Source organism: Bradyrhizobium sp. SZCCHNS3002 (genome assembly GCF_032377435.1).
Lineage (GTDB): Bacteria > Pseudomonadota > Alphaproteobacteria > Rhizobiales > Xanthobacteraceae > Bradyrhizobium.
Genome location: NZ_JAUHHY010000018.1, coordinates 1 through 21,169, shown reverse-complemented (window position 1 = coordinate 21,169; position 21,169 = coordinate 1). Strand labels below are relative to the sequence as shown.

Annotated in this window: 4 protein-coding genes; all 4 read right to left on the bottom strand. The window is 70.2% G+C overall.

Features of this window, described 5'->3' with window-relative positions; translation table 11 throughout:
- Positions 1–13 precede the first annotated feature (13 nt).
- Complete coding sequence (locus QW845_RS29235) at positions 14–1,201, bottom strand: cupin-like domain-containing protein (RefSeq protein ID WP_315804972.1); 1,188 nt, start codon at positions 1,199–1,201, stop codon at positions 14–16.
- Entirely contained in the window at positions 1,198–5,175 is a 3,978-nt protein-coding gene (locus tag QW845_RS29230; RefSeq protein WP_315804971.1) for a type I polyketide synthase, read from the bottom strand. Before QW845_RS29230 ends, QW845_RS29235 begins: the two co-directional genes overlap by 4 nt.
- On the bottom strand, positions 5,172–11,570 hold the full coding sequence (locus QW845_RS29225; RefSeq protein WP_315804970.1) for an SDR family NAD(P)-dependent oxidoreductase: 6,399 nt from the start codon (positions 11,568–11,570) through the stop codon (positions 5,172–5,174). The genes QW845_RS29230 and QW845_RS29225 overlap by 4 nt, the downstream gene beginning before the upstream one ends.
- Positions 11,567–21,169, bottom strand: a 9,603-nt coding sequence (locus QW845_RS29220) for a non-ribosomal peptide synthetase (RefSeq protein WP_315804969.1), incomplete at its 5' end; no start/stop codon positions are given. The genes QW845_RS29225 and QW845_RS29220, both read right to left, overlap by 4 nt.

Genomic DNA, 21,169 nt, shown 5'->3' with positions numbered 1-21,169 from the left:
GACCATCGCTACGTCAGGCCTGATAGGCCAGCCGCCGGCCGAAGCGGCGGACGGCCTCGTTGAACGTCTCGCGCTTCTGCCAGAGGCGCTGGCGCCAAGCCGGGCCCTTGGGCGGGCGCCGGTAGAAGGCGCACAGCGCGCCGTCGAGGAAGTCCTCGGCGGTGATCACCGGCTCGGCCGGTGCCTGCTCGCCCGGAAGCAGCGTGCTGCGATAGCATTCGGCGGCGAGTATGCGCATCGCACGGTACTTCTCGCGTGCGCTCGGCGCCGGTTCGGCCGCAGCCGCGCGCAGCCGCCGCGCGGCGGCCTTGCTCGCCTCCGCACGGCGTGGATCCAACGTGCCGGCGACGATGTTCTGGATGTGGCAATCGCGGTGCACGCTGCCGATCAGGGCGACCGCGTCGGGATCGGTTACGCCGCCGAAACGGAAGCTCACCGACATCGCGGCATCGACATAGCCGACGTGATGCCACCAGAACGCCGGCATCAGGATGGTCTCGCCGGCCTCGACCACGACCTCGACGCCGCCGGCATAGGCGATCAGCGCCGCACGCTCGGCATCGTCCATCGCGTTGACCGCGACGGTCGAGAAGATGTCGATGGGAAACAGCTTGAAGCCGGATTTCGGCGGAAACAGCACGATGCGCTTGCGGCCGAACACCTGATGCAGCAGGACGTCGCGGCCGTCCCAGTCGGTGTGGAGATCGGAGGCGTTGCCGGCATTGGCGACGAACATCAGCGAATGCGCCTCGCTCGCGCTGCGCTGCGCGAGCGGATTGCCGTAGCCGCCATGCACTTTCTCGATTCCGACCGCACCGAGATTGCAATCGTCCAGGATTCTCTCGGGCGTCGGCTGCTCGCTGGTGAGCGCGCGCGTCGTGGGCTCGCGCTCGATCAGATCGAGATAGTCGCGCAGCAGGCCCGGCTTCTTGTCGATTGCGATCGGGGCGCTGCTGCCCTGCACGAAGTTGCGGATGTTGGCGAGATGCGCATCGATGTAGTTGACGCCGATCATGACCTGGAGGTCGCCGAGCGCCTCGCGCACCTTCTGCGCGTCGGTCAGCTCGCCGAGCAATTGTCCCTTGAACAGGCCGGAGATGACCGCCGGCTGGCGGCGCTCGAGCAATTCGTCCCGGCGTGCGGGCAGATCGGCGGCATCATAGGTCGCGATCACCGGCTGATCATGGCGAGATGACGTCATTGCAGTCGCTCCAGTTCCTGACGCAGCAACAGCTCGGCCTCTTCCTCGGACAGATCGTCGATCTCGGCCGTCGCGACCGGTTGAGGCATGGCAGGTGTGGACCGTGCAGCGGGATCCACAAACAGGCCGCCGAGATGGTCGAGCAGCGCCTCGATGGTCGGATAGTCGAACAGCAGGGTGGCATGCAGCGGCGCCCCCAGCCGCTCGCCGAGATCTTCGCGCAGCTCCAGGGCGGCAAGAGAATCCAGGCCGAGATCGAACAGCCGCGTCCGCGGCGCGATCGTATCGGCATCGGCCAGTCCAAGAACATGGCCGAGCAGCTCGCGCAGATGCCGCTCGATCGCGGCGCGGCTGCGGTCGGTGGCATGGCGCCCCGCAACGGAGATCATCGCTGATGTCGGGGACGCGGCCTTGATTGGTGCTCTGCCGGATGCGGCCGCGGTATCGCCGGTCAGCACGCGCCGGCTGGCGGCGCGGAACACGAAGCCACTGGCTTCGAGCAGCGGCGTGTCGCCCATCATCAATTGCACGTTCGCCGCCGGAGAATTTCCCTGAGCGTTCGGACCGTCTTCGCGCCAGGCGACGCATGCAAGCGATGCCTCGATGCGGTGTGGCCAGAGGCGGAGCTGGTCGATGCGGAAGGGCAGATGCGCGATGTCGGTGTCGCGGCGGTCCCAGAAGCGGCTGAGCAGTTGCAACGAGCTGTCCAGCAGCCCGGGATGAATGATGGCATCCGTGACATCGACCAGATGCGCGGGACGCCGCAGCTCGGCTGTCAGCTCGCGGCCATCGCAGTGGATCGCATCGGCCCATTGAAACGACGGTCCGAGGTCGAAGCCCTGTGCCACGAGGTCGTCGTAGAATGCTCTACCATCGAGCGCGCCGGATCGAGCTGGCGCGCCGCCGTGCCGCTCCCAATCGCGGGGAGCGCTGAGAGGCAGATCGGCGCGACCGGTGACGTGGGTGGTCCAGGCCTCGTCGTCGAACGGATCGGAATCGGCGCGCCGGCTGATGAGGCGGATGCGATGGCCGCCAGGCTCCGGCGTCAGCACGAGCTGCATGACGATGCCCTGCGGCGGCAGATGCGCGGCCTGCACCAGGGTCACGTCGCGCAAGGTCAGCGGGCCGGCCGCGGACAACGTCCGCAGGCCGGTGAAGATCATGGCGAGATGCCAGGCGGCGGGCACGATGACCTCGCCGAACACGCGGTGCTCGATGAGGAACGGATCACGTCCGGCGAGCTCGGTCTCGAACCGCGCCTCGCCGTGCGACTGCGGCAGCGCGAGCCTGCGGCCGATCACCCGCGTGTTGTTCGGTGCCGGCGTGGCCGCCGCGGCGGCCGGCGCCAGGCGGATCGGCCGCCGGTTGAACGGCGTATTGGGCAGCGGCACGCGCGGCGCCGGAGGCTGGCTGGCTGCGACATCGGCCGCCGATCCGTCGACCGCGAGCGCGGCCAGCGAATGGCGCATCTGCCAGGCATCGGCGGCGCCGGGCGCAACGCTCGGCAGCCACAAGATGTCCGCATCGGGCAGGGTCTGGCGGCCGAGTCCGATCAGGGCCGGCTGCGGGCCGATCTCGATGACGGCCGTGACGTCGCGCTCCGCGAGCTGCCGCAGGCTGTCCTCGAAACGCACGCGCTCGCGCGTGTGTCGGCACCAGCGCTCGGGATCAGCGATGTCGTCGGCGTTCACGGCGGCGCCGGTGAGATTGCTGATCAGCTCGACGGTCGGCGTCATGAACCGGACCTCCGCCACCGCTTGCCGCAGCGCCGGCAGGATCGGCTCCATCGCCTGCGAATGGAAGGCGTGGGAGACGTCGAGGCGTTGCGCGGCCAAGCCGTCGCGGCCGCAGCGCGCGATGACATCGTCGATCGCCCGCGCCGGCCCCGCGATGGTCACGCTGCGCGGCGCATTCGTCGCCGTGATCTCGACCTCGCCGCCATAGCGCTGCACCAGCGCGCCGAGCCGCCCGGCATCGGCGCGCACCGCCGCCATGGCGCCGCCCTCGGGCAGCGACTGCATCAGGGCCGCGCGCCGGCACACCAGGCGCAAGCCGTCTTCAGGGCTGAAGGCGCCGGCGACGCAGGCCGCAGTATACTCGCCCAGGCTATGGCCGAGCACGACATCCGGCGCCACGCCCCAGGCGCGCCACAGCTCGGCCAATGCAAGTCCGAATGCGAACAGCGCCGGCTGTGCCCAGCCGGTGCGCCGCAGTTGTGCGGGGTCGACGTCGCCGAGCAGGAGATCACGCAGCGGCACGTCGAACTCGCGCGCGGCCAGCGCGATCGAGCGCTCGATGCTGTCGCGGAACACCGGCTCGGAGCCGTGCAGCGCGCGCGCCATCGCCGGGCGCTGCGCGCCCTGGCCGGTGAAGAGGAATGCGACCGCGCGTCCGCTGCGGCGGCTGGCCTCGCCGATCAGCAGCGCCGGATGCCGACTGCCCGAGACGGCTGCATCGAGCGCGGCTCGCGCCTGGTCAGGCTGATCAGTGACGATGGCGAGCCGGTGCCGCAATGGCGTCCTGTGCCGAAGCATACTCGAACAAATGCCGGCGAATTCATTCTGGTTGACGCCCTGGAGCCGGTCGCGCATCGCACCGGCCAGCAGCGTCAGCCCTTGCGGTCCTTGCGCCGACAACAGCAGCGTCGACGCATGCGCAACTGAGACGGGCTCCGCTTCCGACCTGGGATCTGAACGCTCCACGACGACATGCGCATTGGTGCCGCTCATGCCGAATGAGCTGATGCCGGCAAAGCGCAACTCGGCGCGCGCGTCCTCGAGACGCGATGGCAGCGTGAATGGCAGGGCGTGCCAGGGAATGTCGGGGTTCGGCGTGCCGACACCCGGCTGCGGCGGCAGCTGCTGATGCTTCAGGATCAGCAGCGTCTTCACGACCCCGGCAAGGCCGGCCGCGGCTTCGAGATGGCCGATGCTGCTCTTGACCGATCCGAGCGGAAGCTCCGTCGTGCGCTGCGGCGTGTTGAACACGGCGGCGAGCGACTCAAGCTCGATCGGGTCGCCGAGCCGCGTGCCGGTGCCGTGGGTCTCGACATAGCCGACCGCCTCCGGTGGTACACCCGCCGCCGTCAGGGCGTCACGGATGACCTGCTCCTGCGCGATTGCGTTGGGCACAGTGAGCCCGCTGGCCGGTCCGTCGTGATTGACCGCGGCGCCGCGCACCACGCCGAGCACGTTGTCTGCGGCAGCGTCCTCCAGCCGGCGCAGCACGAGCACGACGCAGCCCTCGCCGCGGCCGAAGCCGTCGGCGTCGGCAGAGAACACCTTGCTGCGGCCATCCGGCGCGAGCACGCCGGTGCGCGACAGGAACAGCGTGACCTGGGGCGTCAGATGCAGATGCACACCGGCGACCAGTGCGAGGTCGCACTCGCGGTTCTCCAGGCTCTGGCAGGCCAGATGCAGCGCCACCAGCGAGGAGGAGCAGGCGGTGTCGAGCGACAGGCTCGGTCCGTTCAGCCCGAGCTCGTGCGACAGCCGTCCCGACGCGAAGCAGAGCAGGGCGCCCGTGCCGGAATAGGGACCGATGCACGCGGGATCGGCGCCGTAGAGCTCGCGCGGTCCATATTGCGGCTGGCCGATGCCGACGAACACGCCGGTGCGGCTGCCCCGCAGCGTGCCGATGGGCACGCCGGCATTCTCGATCGCCTCCCATGCGACCTCCAGCAGCAGCCGCTGCTGCGGGTCCAGCGAGGCCGCCTCACGCGGATTGATGTTGAAGAATTCTGGATCGAAGCCGTCGACATCGTCGAGAAAGGCGCCGCGCCGCACATAGGTGCGGCCGGGCGCGCGGCGATCGGGATCGAACAGAGCGTCATTGTCCCAGCGGCCCGCCGGCAGCTCGCCGATGGCATCGCGGCCGGAGCGGAGCAGATCCCAATAGGTGTCGAGGTCGGCAATGCCTCCCGGCAGGCGGCAGCCGGCGCCGATGATGGCAATGGGGGCGCGTCGTCGCGTCATGCCCGCACTCCGGTCAGCTCTGACGGCCGATCGAACAGCTCGGCGTCGAGGAAGGTTGCGAGCTGGTCCACGGAGCCGTGCCTGAACAGCGTGGTCTGCTCGATGCGGTGGCCAAGGCTGGCGCGGATGCGGTTGCGCAGGTCCAGCGTGGCGAGCGAGTCCATGCCGAGCGCGAAGAAGCCGCGCGTGCGATCGATCTCGGCAGCACCGGCGAAGCCGAGCACCGCGGCGACCAGGCCGGCAAGATGGTCGGCGAGCGCAGCACGGCGGCGGCGTGCGGGCAGGCGCGCAAGCTCCATCCGCAACCGATCGTCCGCCGAAGGCTCCGGCCGGACCACGCGCAACGGCACGGCGCCGGCCGTCGCGGCCGCCTTGGGCTGCGGCGCCACGAACGCATCGACCAGGGCAGGCGGCGCGTCGGCGCAGGCGCTGGCGAACTGCGCCCAGTCGACGTCCAGCACCGCGGCCTGCGGCAGATCGGTCCTGATGAGTTCGCCGAGCGCCGCGAGACAGATTTCACCCGGCATCTCGCGCAAGCCCTGCCGGGTCCACTCACGCCGCGTCGCCCGCTCGCCGGCGCCGACCATGCCGAGGCCGGACCACGGTCCCCAATTGATGCTGAGCGCCGGCAGCCCCGCCGCGCGCCGATGCTGGGCGAGCGCATCCAGTCCGGCATTGGCGGCGACATAGCCGGCGAGGCCGGGAGCACCCAGCAGCCCGAACGCCGAGGAGAACAGCACAAAATGATCGAGCGGCTGGCTGCGGGTCAGCTCGTGCAGATGCCAGGCGCCGTCGAGCTTGGCCGCAAGCACCGCGCTGATGCGATCCCAGCTCTGGGTCTCGATCACGCCGTCATCATGGCTGCCGGCGGTGTGGAAGACGCCGCCGAGCGGCGGCAGTTCGCGGCTGCATGCATCGAGCAATGCGGCGACCTCGTCACGCCGGCCGAGGTCGGTCGAGCGCAGCATCACCGTGACGTTCTGCGCCCGCAGCTCATCGGCAAGCGCGCGCGCTGCCGTCTCGGCCGAGCGGCTCGCGATCACGATGTGGGTGGCGCCGCTGGTGGCGAGCCAGCGGGCGAGTGCGGCGCCGAGCGCGCCGCCGCCGGCGATCAGCTGGGTTCGCCCGGCAAGACCCAGCGGCGGCGTCGCTGCCGATGCTCCGGACGCGCGCAGCCGTGGCACGCGCGCGCGGCCGTTGCGCCATGCCATCAGCCATTCCGCCGGCGCGCTGTCACTGAGGTCGCCGATCAGCCAGTCGGCAAAGGCGGCGTCGCTCAGGGCCGAGGCGTCGATGTCGACCAGCCGCATGCCGAGCCAGGTCTGCTCACGGCCGAGCACGAGAGGGAGGCCCTGCAAAGCGGCGAGCGCGACGTCGACCCGGTCCTCTGCGCTGGCCGCCATGGCGCTTCGGCTGAGCGAGAACAGCCGCCTCGGCGGTCGCGCGAGCCGGGTCAGCCGCTGCAACAATGCGAGCAGGCGTGGTCCCATCGTCGTCAGCCGCTCGGCCGGCGTGCTTTCGGCCGTGAATTCGGCGGACGACGCCCGCATATCGATCACGGCCTCGACGCCGTCGTCGAGATGGCGGAAGCCGTCGACATCGTCGGTCGCGACGATGCAGCGGACGCCGCGGCGGCCGAGCGATGTCGCGAGCAGTAGAGCCTGCGCGGCGTGATTGGCCAGCAGCAGCCACGGCCGTACCATCGACGCGGCGGGGCGCGGCGGGAGCTTGCGCTGCGGCGCGTCGATCCATTCGACCACGTGCAAGTTGCGTGTGAGGGTCTCGGCCGGACGCGCCGAGACGGCACGGACGAAGGTCAGGCCGCTGATGCGCAGCACCGGTGCGCCATCGGCCGTGGAGGCATCGAGGTTCACCACGGCGGCCCTGCCGTCGGCCGTGACGCTGCGCAGCCGCGCGTGCGACCAGGCGATGGTCCCTATGTCCCCGAGCAGGTCGATGCGCTCGCATCCGGCCGGAATGCCGCAAGGGATGGCAACCGGCAGCGCGGCCTGTGCGACCAGCAGCGCCGCGTCCAGCCGTATCGCACCGGCGAGCGCTGGCGGCACGTCGGCGGCGCCGATCTGCCCGAGCGCCTCGCCTCGGCCGGTCGTAAGAGCCGCGAGACTCGCGATCGAGATGCCCGGCTCGCAGCCTTGGGCACGCAGCCATTCGGCGAGTCGATCGATCGTGTCGTCTGTTAGTTCATGCCGGAGCGCGTCGAGCTCTGCCGTCGCCGTGCCAAGCCCGTCCACGACGACGTCGCCGATCTCGGCTTCGGCATGAACCGTCCAGCTCGCTGCAGCGTTACGGCTTGCGATCCGCACGCGGCTCGTCCCGGCGCCCTGCGGCAGCAGCACGGTCTGCACGTCGACGCCGTGATCCGGCAGATGCAGCGGCCGATGAAAGACCAGCGACGACAGGCGCAGCGGCGCGAGGCTGATCGGGCAGGCTCCGCCGGGGCCGCTGCCATGCGCCTCGACCATCATCGCGAGCATCGCCGCCGCCGACAGCGTCGCGCTCTCGCCGATGCGGTGCGTCTCCAGGGCCGGCCACCGGCCGCCGCCGAGCCTGGTGGCATGAACCGCTCCGTCCAGCGCGAGCGGGATCATCGGACCGATCAGGGTGGCCGGATCGGGTGTCGGCACTTCGACGCGTGGGGATGATTGCGGTTCTGCGTCCGAGCTCGGGTCGATCCAGTAGCGCTTGCGCTCGAACGGCGTGGTCGGCAGTGCGACGCGCCGCGGCGGCCGGCAATCGAGGCTGCGCCAATTGATCTCAGCGCCCCGCACAAACAGCTCGCCTGCCGCCCGCGACAGGGTCTGCCACGCGGACTCCGTCGGCACCAGGCTCGGCAGCAGCGCGACCGCATTGTCGGCAAGGCAATCGCGGGCGACACCGGTGAGCACCGGCCGCGGCCCGATCTCGATGAACACATTGGCGCCGAGCGCAGCGGCCGTCGCGATGCCGTCGCGGAAGCGGACCGGCTGGCGCACATGGCGCACCCAGTACAAGGGGTCCATCAGCTCGTCATCGATCAATCGTCCGGTGACGTTGGAGACGATGCTGATCCGCGGCCGCCGCGGATGCAGCTTGCGGCAGGTGTCGCCGAACGGCGCCAGCATGCCGTCCATCAGCGGCGAGTGACCCGCGCGCGAGACATGCAGCCGGTGGACCTCGATGCCCTCGCGGGCGAAATCGGCGAGCGCGGCTTCGACCGCGGCCGGCGCGCCCGAGATCACGCAATTCTGCGGGCCGTTGTAGGCCGCGATCACGACCTCCTGGCCGGCCACGCGGCGCTCGACGAAGGCGGCGTCGGCGAACACGACGCCCATCGCGCCGTCAGGCGTCGCCTGCATCAGCCGTCCGCGCATCGCGACGAGCTCGACGGCCTCGGCAAGGTCGAGCGCCCCGGCGATGCACGCCGCCGTCACTTCGCCGAGGCTGTGACCCATCACCACGGCCGGCGTGATGCCGGCGTCGATCCACAGCCGCGCGAGGGCATATTCGAGCGCGAACAGTGCGGGCTGCGCGTAGCGCATCTGCGCGATCATGTCCGGCTCGCCGGGGGCGGGGTTCATGATCTCCAGCAGCGGCCTGTCGAGGAACGGCGCAAACAGCTCAGCGCATTCGTGCAATGCGGCAGCAAAACCCGGATGGCTGCCGGCGAGCTCCTCGGCCATCCCCGGATATTGCGAGCCCTGTCCGGTGAACAGGAAGGCGACCATGGGCGCCTTGCCGGCCGTGCCCGCCATCACGTCGGAATACGGCTCTCCTGCGAGATGGCTGCTCAGCTCGCGTTGCCAGTCGCCCGGGCCACTGCCGACGATCGCGAGCCGATGCGGCTGCGCGCTGCGGCCGGCGGCCGCAGTCGCGGCGATGTCGCCCGGCGTCTGCGTGCCGACGACGGATGCGAAATGATCGAGGTAGCGGCGCGCGAGCTCGTGCAGCGCCGCGGGCGAGCGCGCCGAGAGGACGAGCAGATGGTGCTGCCGCGGATCGTCGGGACGGTCGTCCGGCCGCGGCGCTTCGGCGAGGACGACGTGCGCGTTGGTGCCGGAGAAGCCGAACGAGCTCACGGCGGCGCGGCGGCGCCGGCCATCACGCCGCTCCCAGGCTTGCAGTTGCGTTGGAATGCTGGCCGGAATCGCGGCGAGCTCGAGCAGCGGGTTGATGGCGCCGAGATGCAGTTGCGGCGGGACGGCGCCATGGCGAAGCGCAAGCACCGCCTTCATCAGTCCGGCGAGGCCCGCGGCCGCCTCGGTGTGGCCGATATTGCTCTTCACCGAGCCGATCAGCAGCGGATGCTCGCGGCCGCCATGCACGGCGGCCAGCGCGTTGAACTCGATGGGGTCGCCGAGCGGCGTGCCGGTGCCATGCGCTTCGACATAGTCGATGTCGGACGCGGCGATGCCGGCATCGTCGAGCGCGCGGCGGATGACAGCCTGCTGCGCCAGGCCGTTCGGCGCGGTGAGGCCGTTGCTCGGGCCGTCATTGTTGACGGCGCTGCCTTCGATCACAGCGAGCACGGGGTCGCCATCGACCAGCGCGTCGTCGAGCCGCTTGAGCGCGAGCACGGCGCAGCCCTCGCTGCGCACATAGCCGTTAGCCTCGGCGGAGAACGGCTTGCAGCGTCCGTCGGGTGCCAGCATGCTGGCCTGCGAGAAGGCGATGCTGAGCTCGGGGCCGAGGATCAGGTTGACGGCGCCTGCCAGTGCCATCCGGCAATCGCCGGCGCGCAGCGCCTTGACCGCGAGATGCACGGCAACGAGGCCGGCAGAGCAGGCGGTGTCGACCGACAGCGCCGCGCCCTGCAGCCCCAGCGTATAGGCGATGCGCCCCGAGGCGATCGATCCGGCGTTGCCGGTGCCGTAGTGGCCGTCGAGCCGTCCGGCGGCGCCGGCGATGCGCTCATAGTCGTGTCCGAACAGGCCGATCAGGACCTGCGTGTCCGAACCGGCGAGGGCGGTGGGATCGATGCCGCCATGCTCCAGCGCCTCCCAGCTGCATTCGAGCAGCAGGCGCTGCTGCGGATCCATCGCCGCCGCCTCGCGCGGCGACAGCCCGAAGAATCCGGGATCGAACTGATCGACATCGGCGATGAACCCACCGCGCCTCGTCGTGATGCGTCCGGGACCGCCGGCGGGATTGCAGAGAACGTCCGCATTCCAGCGCGTTGCCGGGACATCGGTGATGCCATCGCGGCCTTCGCTGAGCAGCGTCCAGAACTCCTCCGGGCTGGTCACGTTGCCCGGGAAGCGGCACGCCATCCCGATGATCGCCACCGGCGCCGCGGTCTGGCCTGTCTGCTGTTGGCGAGCGGTCGATGATGAGGCGCTACCGCGCGGGGCGGCCGCACGTTTCGGCGCAGAGGATGGCGCGGTGAGGCCGTTGACGATCTGCTCCGGCGTCGGATGACGGAAGAAGAAGGTGGCATCGATCGCGGTGCCGAGCGCGCGGTTCAGCCCGGCCCTCAGGCTGTGCAGGTCGAGCGAGTCCAGCCCCATCGCATGCAAGGTGCGTCCAGGCGCGAAATCTTTCGCGCGCGCCGGCCCCAGCACATCGCGCAAGGTTGCGGCGACGATCTCGGGCAGATCGCGCGCGCTGACGACGGGCTGGCCGGCGCTGCTCGTGGTGATCGCATCCAGGCGGTCCGCGTCGTATTCGATCAGCACGCCGGCCTCGCCGCCTGCGGCGTAGCCGGGGAAGGCGCCGGGCAGCACGTCGACGATGCGAGCGCCGCGCGCGGCATGGAAACGCAGAATCGCGTCGACCGGCAGCCCGTTGGCATCGCGGCGGGCGACATAGGCGGCGATGATGTCGTCGTCAGAGGCCGCGAAGTCCCGGCACAGCGTCACGCCGACGATCGTCGTCGCGCCGGCGGCGCGGGCGAGCCGCAGCGCCAACTGCACCAGCGCCTCGCCGAGGCCGGTCTGGGCGTGATCAGGATCGACGCAGACTCCGAGCAGTTGCGCAACCATGCCGTCGGGCGCGTGCAGCGTCTCGAACTGTTCCGCGGGCAGATCGCGCAACGCCCGCGCATCTGCGATCCGCTGCGTGTAGATCGCACCGATGATGCGCTCCTGCCGCAGCACCACGATATGATCGCCAGAAGCCTGGTGGATGCGCCGTAGGAGGCGTTCCGGCCGGCTGCGCAGCGGCTCCGGCCAGCAGGCCGTATCCAGTGCGACAAGGCCGGCGAGATCGGTTTCGCGGGCCGCGCGAACCACGATGCCCGACTGATCCGCCCCGGTGTCGATGGCGAACCAGGCCCGCGCCTCATCGTAGGTTGGGCTCGGTGCGGGAATGCGCTGCTCGGCCACGGCGCGCTGCAGGCGTTGGAGGATCGGCGCCTCGAGCGTCACATGCGACAGTGGTGAGGAACGATGCTCGGTCATGACTGATCCACCCGCCGGGCCACGCGCTCCGCATGAAGGCCGCGCATCAGACCATCATGATCGCAATCGAGCTCGATCAGCTCGAACTCTCCGCCGATCAGTTCGCGCCAGCCCGCAGGCGCAGCCGGATTGCCGCGCACGCGCGCGTGGAAGAAGGTGGCGTGTCCCATGGTGGGCGTGGGCTGATAGGTGCCGAGCAGCTTTCCGCAGCGGACATAAGCCTCGACGATCTCCTCCACCTGGGCGGCGGTGATGTCCGGCGGAAACTCGCCGCTGCGGCTCAGCACCGCGGCGGCTCTCGCATAGTCGAGCGTCGTCTCGTCGGAGGCCTCGCCGGTGAGGTCGGCGATGATCTCCGCCTTGCTGACCTCCCATCCGCCCGGGGGCTTGATCGGCGCGTCGAGCAGCAGCAGCGACGCCACCGTCTCTCCCTCCGCCGCAAGTTGGCGGGCGATTTCGAAGGCCGCCACGCCACCGAAGGACCAGCCCATGAGATGATAGGGGCCGTGCGGCTGAACGCTGCGGATCTCCCGCAGATAGCTCTGCGCCTGATCGACGAGGCTCGCCGGCCCCGCGTTGCGGCCGGTGACATCCTGCAGTCCATAGACCGGGCGTGGCACCGACAGGCGCGAGACGATGTCGAGATAGCAGAACACCGTTCCGGTCGCCGGATGGATGCAGAACAGCGGCGGCGCGGCGCCGTTGCCGCGCAGCGTCACCAGCGCCTTCGCCGGTTGCGCCGGGACCGTGCCGCGCAACAGCCGCGCCATGCCTTCGATGGTCGGGTCGGCGGCAATGTCGCCGGCTCGCAGCTTGAGGCCGAACTCATTGCGGCAGCGCGCGATCAGTTGGATCAGGATCAGCGAGTCGCCGCCCAGCTCGAAGAAGTTCGCGGTGACGTCGATCGACGGCGTCTGCAGCAGCTCCTGCCAGATCGCCTGCAGCCGGAATTCGACGGCGTCGCGGGGCGCGATGGTGCGACCATCAAATGAGGCATCCGGTCCGTGCATCGTCGCCAGCGCACGCCGGTCGATCTTTCCGGCCGGGTTGAGCGGCAGGCTGTCGAGCCGGATGAACTGTGCCGGCAGCATGTAGGACGGCAGGTGCTCGGCAAGATGGCGGCGAAGCTCGGACGGTGCTGCATCCATACCGCCTTTCGCTGACCACCAGCACACCAGACGCTGATCGCCGCGGCTGGTCTCGAGACCGACGGCCGCGGCTTCGACCATCGCGTGCCGACGTAACACCTCTTCGATCTCGCCCGGCTCGATGCGGAAGCCGCGCAGCTTGATCTGAGCGTCGCTGCGGCCGAGGAATTCGAGGTTGCCGTCGGGAAGCCAGCGCGCGCGGTCGCCGGTCCGATACAGTCTCTCGCCCGGTGGGCCGAACGGATCGGCGATGAAGCGTTCCGCGGTCAGGCCCGGGCGATCGAGATAGCCGCGCGCAAGGCCGCGGCCGGCGACGTAGAGCTCGCCTGCAGCACCGATCGGCAGCGGAGTGAGCCTGTCGTCGAGCACGTGGCAGCGCAGGCCGAGGATCGGACGGCCGATCGGTGGCGTGCGGTCGCCGGCGAGCGGAGCGCTGAGCGAGGCGCACACTGTCGTTTCGGTCGGGCCGTAGCCGTTGATGAAGGTCCGGCCGGGAGCCCACAGCCGTGCCGTCTCGGCCGGGCAGGCCTCGCCGGCAACCACCAGCACGCGGCAACCGTCGAGATCGCGCGGTGCCATGACGCCGAGCGCACTCTGCGGCAGGGTGGCATGGCTGACGCCGTGCCGCCGGGCGAAGTCGGCAAGAGCGTCTCCCGGCAGCAGGTCATCGGGCGAGCCGACCACGAGCGCGGCGCCGCTGCCCAGCGCCATGCAGATCTCCCACACCGAGGCGTCGAAATTGGGCGAGGCAAATTGCAGCACGCGATCGCCAAGCCCTGCGCCAAACGCGGCGCGCTGGGCGCGAATCAGGTTAGCGGCGCCGCGATGCGGAACCATGACGCCCTTCGGCCGTCCGGTCGAGCCGGACGTGTAGATCACGTAGGCAAGGTCGTCGGCCGAGATCGCGGGCCGCGGCTGGCGCGGCTTATTGCCGGTCGCAGCAGGCACGTCCTGTTCGTCGATGCCGATGCGGCGGACTGCCGGAGGGAGCCAGGCCGCCGCGCCATCGGTCAGCACGCGCTGCACGCGGCTGTCAGTGATGATGAAGCCGAGGCGGTCGGGCGGATAGGACGGATCCAGCGGCACGTAAGCGAGTCCGGCCTTGAGAGCTGCCAGCGCGGCGGTCACGAAGCCGGCCCGGCGTTCGCAGGCGATGCCGATGAACTCACCCGGGCGCGCGCCGTCATCGCGCAGCCGGCCGGCCAGGCGATCGGCGGCGTCGTGCAGCTCACGATAGGTCAGGTGGCCGAAATCGCCGATCAGCGCCGGCTCGTCGGCATGGTCCCGGGCGGTTTCGTCGAGCAGCTCGGTCAGCGTCTCCTCGGCAAGGACCATCGGCGTGGTCGCGTTCCAGGCCGCGATCTGCTGCAGATCCCTGGCGTCGGCACCGAGCAGGCGATGCAGCGGCAGATCGCGGTCCGCCGCGGCCAGGCGCTCGATGACGGCGATGAAGTCGTCGGCCAGTCGCGCGATATCCTCCGCCGCGAACCGGCCGGCGTCGTAGCTGAACGCGAGCTCATAGGAGTCGCCCGGCATGACGGCGACGGCCAGGGGATAATGCGTATGCTGTTCCACGGGCAGCGCGCGAATGGAGAGATCGTCGAGCATCCCGTCCATCGACGTGGCCGGCTGGTTCTCGAACACCATCAGGGTCTCGAACAGCTCGCCCTCGGCGCGCTCGGTCCAGCGCATGATGTCGCCGAGGCCAGCATATGCGTAGCTCATCCGTTCCGCCTGCTCGGCATGAAGCCGCGCCAGCCACTCGCCGGCGCTCGCCTGCTCCGTGAGCCTGATCCGCGCCGGGACCGTGTTGATCAGCAGCCCCGCCATCCGCGCGATGCCCTCCACTTCCGGCGGGCGCAAGGCGATCGTGGTCCCGAACACCAGATCCTCGGACGAGCACAGGCGCGACAGCATCATCGCCCAGGCGCCCTGGAGCAGCGTGTTGGCGCTGACATGGTGCCGCCGTGCCGCATGGCGCAACGCGGTCGACCTGTCCTCGCCGAGCATCCGCTTCAAGGCGCGCTGGCCGCTGCCTCGGGCCGGCGTCGGCAGCGAGATGCGCGCCATCGTCGCCGCGTCGGCAAGGTGTTGGCGCCAGAAGCTTGCGCTCTCCTCGCGATCCCGTTGGGCGAGCCAATGGACGAACGCGGCAAACGGCGCGCGCGGCGGCAGCGCCTCGATACGGCCGGCGGCAAGGGCCGCGCGCGCAACGAACAGGTCTTCGAGCACGAGCGACAATGACCAGCCATCGAGCAGCACGTGATGATTGCTGATCACCAGGGCGTGGCGATCCGGCGCGAGGCGCAGCAGCATCAGCCGCAGCAGCGGCGTGCCGTCGAACCGGAACGGCGTCGTCATGTCATGCGCCAGGAGATCGCGCAGCGTCTGCTCGGGATCGTCGTCAGTGCTGAGATCGCGCGTCTGCCATGGTGCCTCGGCATCGGGCCTGATAACCATGACGTAGCGGCCGTCACGCTCGCCGATCGTCGTCCGCAGCACGGCATGGCGGGCCACGACCGCCTTCCAGGCGGCGTGGAGGACCGCTTCATCGAGGCTGCCCGTGATGATCATCGCGGTCTGCATGCGATAGGCGCCGGCCGCGTCGTCATCGAGGCTGTGGCGCAGCAGGCCGAGCTGCAACGGTGTGAGCTGCAGCTCTTCCGTCTCTGGCCACGAAATATCCGGCGTGCGGACCGCCGGCGCCGCTGCGGCCTGATGTTGCACATGGGCCGCCAGGCGCGCGACCGTCGGCTGCCGGAAGATGTCGCGCGCACTGAAGACGAGGCCGGCCTGGCGCGCGCGCATCACCACCTGGATGGCGAGGATGGAATCGCCGCCGAGCGCAAAGAAGTCCTCGTCGATGCCGATGTGATCCTGATCGAGGACTGACGCCCAGATCTCCGCGAGGCGTTTCTCGGTGACGGTGTCCGGCGCACGGCGCGCGCGCTCGGCCGCTTCCGCTTCGGACCAGGGCAGCGCGGCGCGGTCGACCTTGCCGCTGCGGCTGCGCGGCAGCGCCGGCAGATTGATGATGCGCGACGGCACCATGTAGTCCGGCAGGAACGAGGTGAGATGGCCGCGCAACGCGTCGAGCGAAGGGCAGTCGCCGTGTCGCGGCACCACATAGGCGACGAGCTGCGGATTGCCGCGGGCTTCGCGCACCATCACGCAGGCGTCGGCGATCTCCGGATGACGCTGCAACGCGTGCTCGATCTCGCCGGGCTCGATCCGAAGGCCGCGGATCTTGATCTGGTGATCGACGCGGCCGAAGCATTCGAGCACGCCATCGTCGCGCCAGCGGCCGCGGTCGCCGGTGCGATAGAGCCGCGCGCCGGGCGGGCCGCCGGGATCGGCGATGAAGCGTTCGGCCGTGAGACCGGGCCGGTTGCAATAGCCGCGCGCGAGCCCGACGCCGCCGATGTAGATCTCGCCTTCGACGCCGGCCGGGACGTCCGCCAGCCAGTCGTCGAGGATGCGGATGACGGTGTTGGCGATCGGCGCGCCGATCGGCGGCCGTCCGCCGTCGTCGGCCGAGAACCGCATCATGGTCGAATAGATCGTGGTCTCGGTCGGGCCGTAGTAGTTGTGCACGCTGGCGGCGCGGCAGGCGGCGAGACGGTGCAGTGTCGCCTCGGTCAGCGCTTCGCCGGCGCTCACGATCCTGAGCCCGGCGAGCGCGCCGGGCACCGCGGTGGTCAGCATGTTCCAGACCGTCGGCGTCGCCTGCATCGCGGTGACGCCGGCCGCGGCGATCAGCGCCGCCAGCCGGTCGGGAGCGGTGGCCTCGTCCTCGGCCGCCAGCACGACGCAGCCGCCGGTGACGAGCGGCAGCAGCAATTCCACGATCGAGATGTCGAACGCCGCCGTGGTGGTGGCGGCGAAGCGATCGTCGGGCGTGAGCTTGAGCTCCGACTGTACGGCCGCCAGCAGGTTGCCCAAGCCGCGATAGGTGACGGTCACGCCCTTGGGCCTGCCGGTCGTGCCGGATGTGTAGAGCAGGTAGGCGGCCTGGAGCGGATGCGCCGCGCGTAAGGCGGGCGCGGCAGCCGCAGCGCCGAGATCGATCGCGAGGACCGGCACGGGAGCTGGCAGATCCGCCGACGCGTCGGCAGTGATGGCAAGCGCGGGCCGGGCGTCATCCAGCATGTAGCCGATGCGATCGCGCGGCAACGAAGGATCGATCGGCAGGTAGGCGGCGCCGATCCGCAGCACCGCGAGAATTGCGATCAGCAGCGCGGGGGAGCGCGGCAGATGCAGCGCGACGAGATCGTCGGCGCCGACGCCGCGCGCCGCAAGCTGGTCGGCGAGCCGGCCGGACATCGCATCCAGCCGCGCATAGTCGAACGTCTCGTTGCGCCAGATCAGGCCGGGCGCGGACGGCGCGACGCGGGTCTGCCGCAGGAAGCCATCCAGGACGTGTCCCGCCGGCTCCGGCTGCGCGGTCATATTCCAGGCCGCAATCCGCGGATCGCGGCTCGCGTGGGCTCCCAGCACGCGGCCGATCGGCATGTCGCCATCGTCAGCGAGAGCCATGAGCAGCCGGCGCAGCTCCGCAATCAGCTCGGTCGCGGACGCGCCGTCGAACAGACCGGGCCGGACGTGAAGCCGCAGCGTCAGCCGCGGTCCGGGCAGCACCGCAAGGCTCAGCGGATAGTGGTTGGCGTCGCGCCCCTGCACCCGGGTGATGCGCAACGCTTCGGCATTGTCGATGGCATCAGCCGAGAGCGGATAGTTCTCGAACGCCAGCAGCGTGTCGAACAGCGCGTCGGTGCCGAGCATCTGCTGAATCTCGCCGAGGCTGAGATGCTGATGGGCGATCAGCGCGGCCTGACGGTCCTGCAACTCGCCGAGGAATGCCTTGATCATGCGCGCGGGCGACACGCGTGCGCGCAACGGGACGGTGTTGGCAAGCAGGCCGACGATCTGGTCGGCGCCGTCGAGCGCGGCGTCACGCCCGGCGACGGTGATGCCGAACACGACGTCGTCGCGATGGGCGCGCGCCGCGAGCCACAGCGCCCAGGCGCCCTGCATCAAGGTGGCCAGCGTGATCCCGAGCGAGCGCGCGGCCGCGACCAGCCGCTGGGTCTCGTGCTCGTCGAGCGCGACGTCGGTCTGCGTTGCGTTGCCATGGCCCGACAGGTTCGGCGCGACCAGCAGCGGGCCGCTCCAGCCGTCGAAGGCCGCGCGCCAGGCTGTCAGCGCCGTGGCGCGATCCTGACGGTCGAGCCAGTCGAGATAGCGGCTGAACGGCACCGCCGGCGGCAGCTCGGCCTTCCCGTGATAGAGCTGCATCAGGTCGCGCAATACGATCGGCATCGACCAGCCGTCGATCAGGATGTGATGCAGCGTCAGGATCAGGACGTTGGTCGCGCCGGCGCTGACCAGGCTGCTGCGCAGCAAGGGCGGAGCCGCCAGGTCAAAGCGGCGCGTCAGGTCGTCGTGGCGGACTTGATCGAGAGCCGCCTGCAAGTTCATATCAGCGTCGACCGTCAGTTGACGCCAGGGCAGATCGACCGCGGGCACGACGCTCTGGGTGAAGCCGCTGCTGTCGTCGGCCCGGAACGCCGCGCGCAGATTGTCGTGCCGCGCGATCAGCGCGGCGATCGCGCCGCGCAGCCGGTCGCGATCGAGCTCACCTGCAAACTCCACTTCGAGCTGGACGACATAGACGTCGGCACGGACGGGATCGGACAGGTTCTCGTAGAGCAGGCCGCGCTGCAATGGCGACAGCCGGAGCTGACGGACCGACGGCTTTGCGGCCGGATGCGGCGCGGCCGGCGTCAGTTCGGCAAGGCGCTCGAGCAGGGCGAACCAGCGCGTCGCGAGCACCTGCACGACGTCGTCATCGACGAGGCTTCGGTCGCTGGACCAGGTGGCGCTGAGGCGGGCGTCGGCGCCCTGGCCGATCACCACCGTGTTCAATTCGATCGCATGGGCCGGACGCAACTCGGCCTGCTCGACGAGGTCGCCGGGCAGTGCCGTCGGGATGATGCTCCAATCCGCAACATGATCGGTCGAGAAACGGCCGAGATAGTTGAAGCCCGCCTGCGGCGTCGGCAGGCGGTCGAGCGTCCGCGCCGCGTCCTCGTTCAGGTAGCGCAGCAGGCCGAAGCCGAGCCCGTCGTCAGGGACGTCGGCGAGACCGGACTGCACGGCGTGCAGCGCGCCGAGCAGGCGTTCGGCGTCGCCGGCGGTGGTCGTGGAATCTCCGGCGGGAAGGTCGAAGCGAACGGGATAGAGGCTCGTGAACCAGCCCACGGTGCGCGACAGGTCGATGGCAGGGTCGAATTCGTTGCGGCCGTGGCCTTCGAGGTCGATCACGATGGTCTGCGCTGCCGCATCGCCATCGGCGAGCGTCGTGACGAAAGCCGCAAGCAGGATGTCGAGCACCCGCGCGCCGAGCCGTCGCGGCGCCTCGCTCATCACGCGCGCAGTCACCGCTGCCGGCAAGGTCAACGTCAGATGCTTGACGCTGTTCGCAACGGGCTGGCGGGGCGGCGTCAGCCGCAGGGGAGCGGCGCTTGCCGCCAATGTTCGCTGCCAATGCGGCAGCTCTGCCTGCACGGAGGAATGTCGCGACCGCGCTTGAAGCAGCCGCGACCACTGCCCGAAGCTGGTGCCGAGCGCAGGCAACTGAGCCGGCTGGCCGGCCGTCGTAGCGTGCCACGACGCGGCGAGCTCCTCGATCAGGATCCGCCACGACACGCCGTCGACGGCGAGATGATGCAGTACGAGCAGCAGCGCGTCGTTATCAGCTACGCTGGCCGTGAATTGAACCGCCTGCAGCATCACGCCGCCTGCGGGATCGAGACGCGCCTCGGCAGCGCCGATCTCCTGGCTGATCCGCTGCGCGCGCTGCTCCGGCGTCAACGCGGCGACATCGATCTGGCGCAGCCGGCGCCGCGCCAGCGCTGTGTCGGAGGGCGCGATGTGCAGCGACGGCCTGCCATCGATCGGATCGAATGCGAGGCGGGACCGCAGCATGGCATGGCGCGACAACGTGGCATCGAGCAGGGCGATCAGTTGCTGCGACGTCAGGCCGCGCGGCAGCCGCACGGTCATGCTCTGGCTGAAGCGGTCGACATTCCTGCCGCGCTCGAGCAGCCAGCGCATGATCGGCGTCAGCGGAATGGGGCCGCCGTCCGCGCGATCGTCGGCGGTGACCTGCTGGGCCGCGGTTGCAACGCTCGCGAGCTTCGCGATCGTGCCCTGCTGGAACACGTCGCGCGGCGTGATCACGAGCCCGGCGCGTCGCGCGCGCGTCACCATCTGGATGCTGGTGATGGAATCGCCGCCGAGCGCGAAGAAATTGTCGTCGATGCCGATCGTGTCGTGGCCGAGCAGCTCGGCCCAGATCGCGGCGAGCACCTGCTCAGACGGTGAGCGCGGCGCGCGGTGGGGTGCCTCGGACGCAGCAGCGAGATCGGGCTCAGGCAGCGCCTTGCGGTCGAGCTTGCCGTTCGGGGTGAGCGGCAGCGCATCGAGGCTGACGAACAACGCCGGCACCATGTAGTCCGGCAACAAGCTGCCGAGATGGCTGCGCAACTCTGTGACGGACGGCGCAACGCCGTCGCGTCCGACCACATAGGCGACGAGGCGCCGCCCGTGCGGATGCTCCTGCGGCACCACCGCGGCAGCGGCGACGCCGTCGTGCCGTCGCAGCGCCGTCTCGATCTCGCCGGGCTCGATGCGGAAGCCGCGGATCTTCACCTGTTGGTCGGCGCGACCCAGGAACTCCAACGTGCCGTGGGCCTGCCTGCGCGCGCGATCGCCGGTGCGGTACAGCCGGGTGCCCGGCGGTCCGAACGGATCGGCGATGAAGCGCTCCGCCGTCAGATCCGGGCGGTTGAGATAGCCCTGCGCAAGCCCCGCGCCGGCGACATACACCTCGCCTGCAACCCCGATCGGTACCTCGTTGAGCTGGGCGTCGAGCAGGTGAATGCGCGCGTTCTCGATCGGTGCGCCCATCGGCGGCGGCGCGTCGCCCGATAACGGCGCGCTGATGCTGGCGCAGACCGAGACTTCGGTCGGCCCGTACGCGTTCAGCATCCGGCGATGCGGCGACCACAGCGCGACGAGGTCGCCGGGGCAGGCTTCGCCGGCGACGACGAGGACGCGGCAGCCGGCGAGATCGTCCGGCTCCATCACGCGGAGCGCTGTCGGCGGCAGCGTCGCATGGGTCACCGCGCAGGATTGGACGAGCGTCGCCAGGGACGGTCCGGGGCGCAGCGTGTCGGCGTCGCCGGTGACGATCGCGGCGCCCTTCGAGAGCGCCGTGGCGATCTCGGAGACCGACGCGTCGAAGCTCGGCGAGGCGAACTGCAGGACGCGGTCGCCGGCTCCGATCTCGAACGCGACCGTCTGGGCATGGACGAGATTGACGAGGCCGCGCTGCGGGATGGCGACGCCCTTGGGGCGGCCGGTGGAGCCGGAGGTGAAGATGACGTA

Coding starts and splice junctions, on each gene's coding strand:
- QW845_RS29225 (WP_315804970.1), bottom strand. CDS start 11,570: ATGACCGAGCATCGTTCCTCACCACTGTCGCATGTGACGCTCGAGGCG.
- QW845_RS29230 (WP_315804971.1), bottom strand. CDS start 5,175: ATGACGCGACGACGCGCCCCCATTGCCATCATCGGCGCCGGCTGCCGC.
- QW845_RS29235 (WP_315804972.1), bottom strand. CDS start 1,201: ATGACGTCATCTCGCCATGATCAGCCGGTGATCGCGACCTATGATGCC.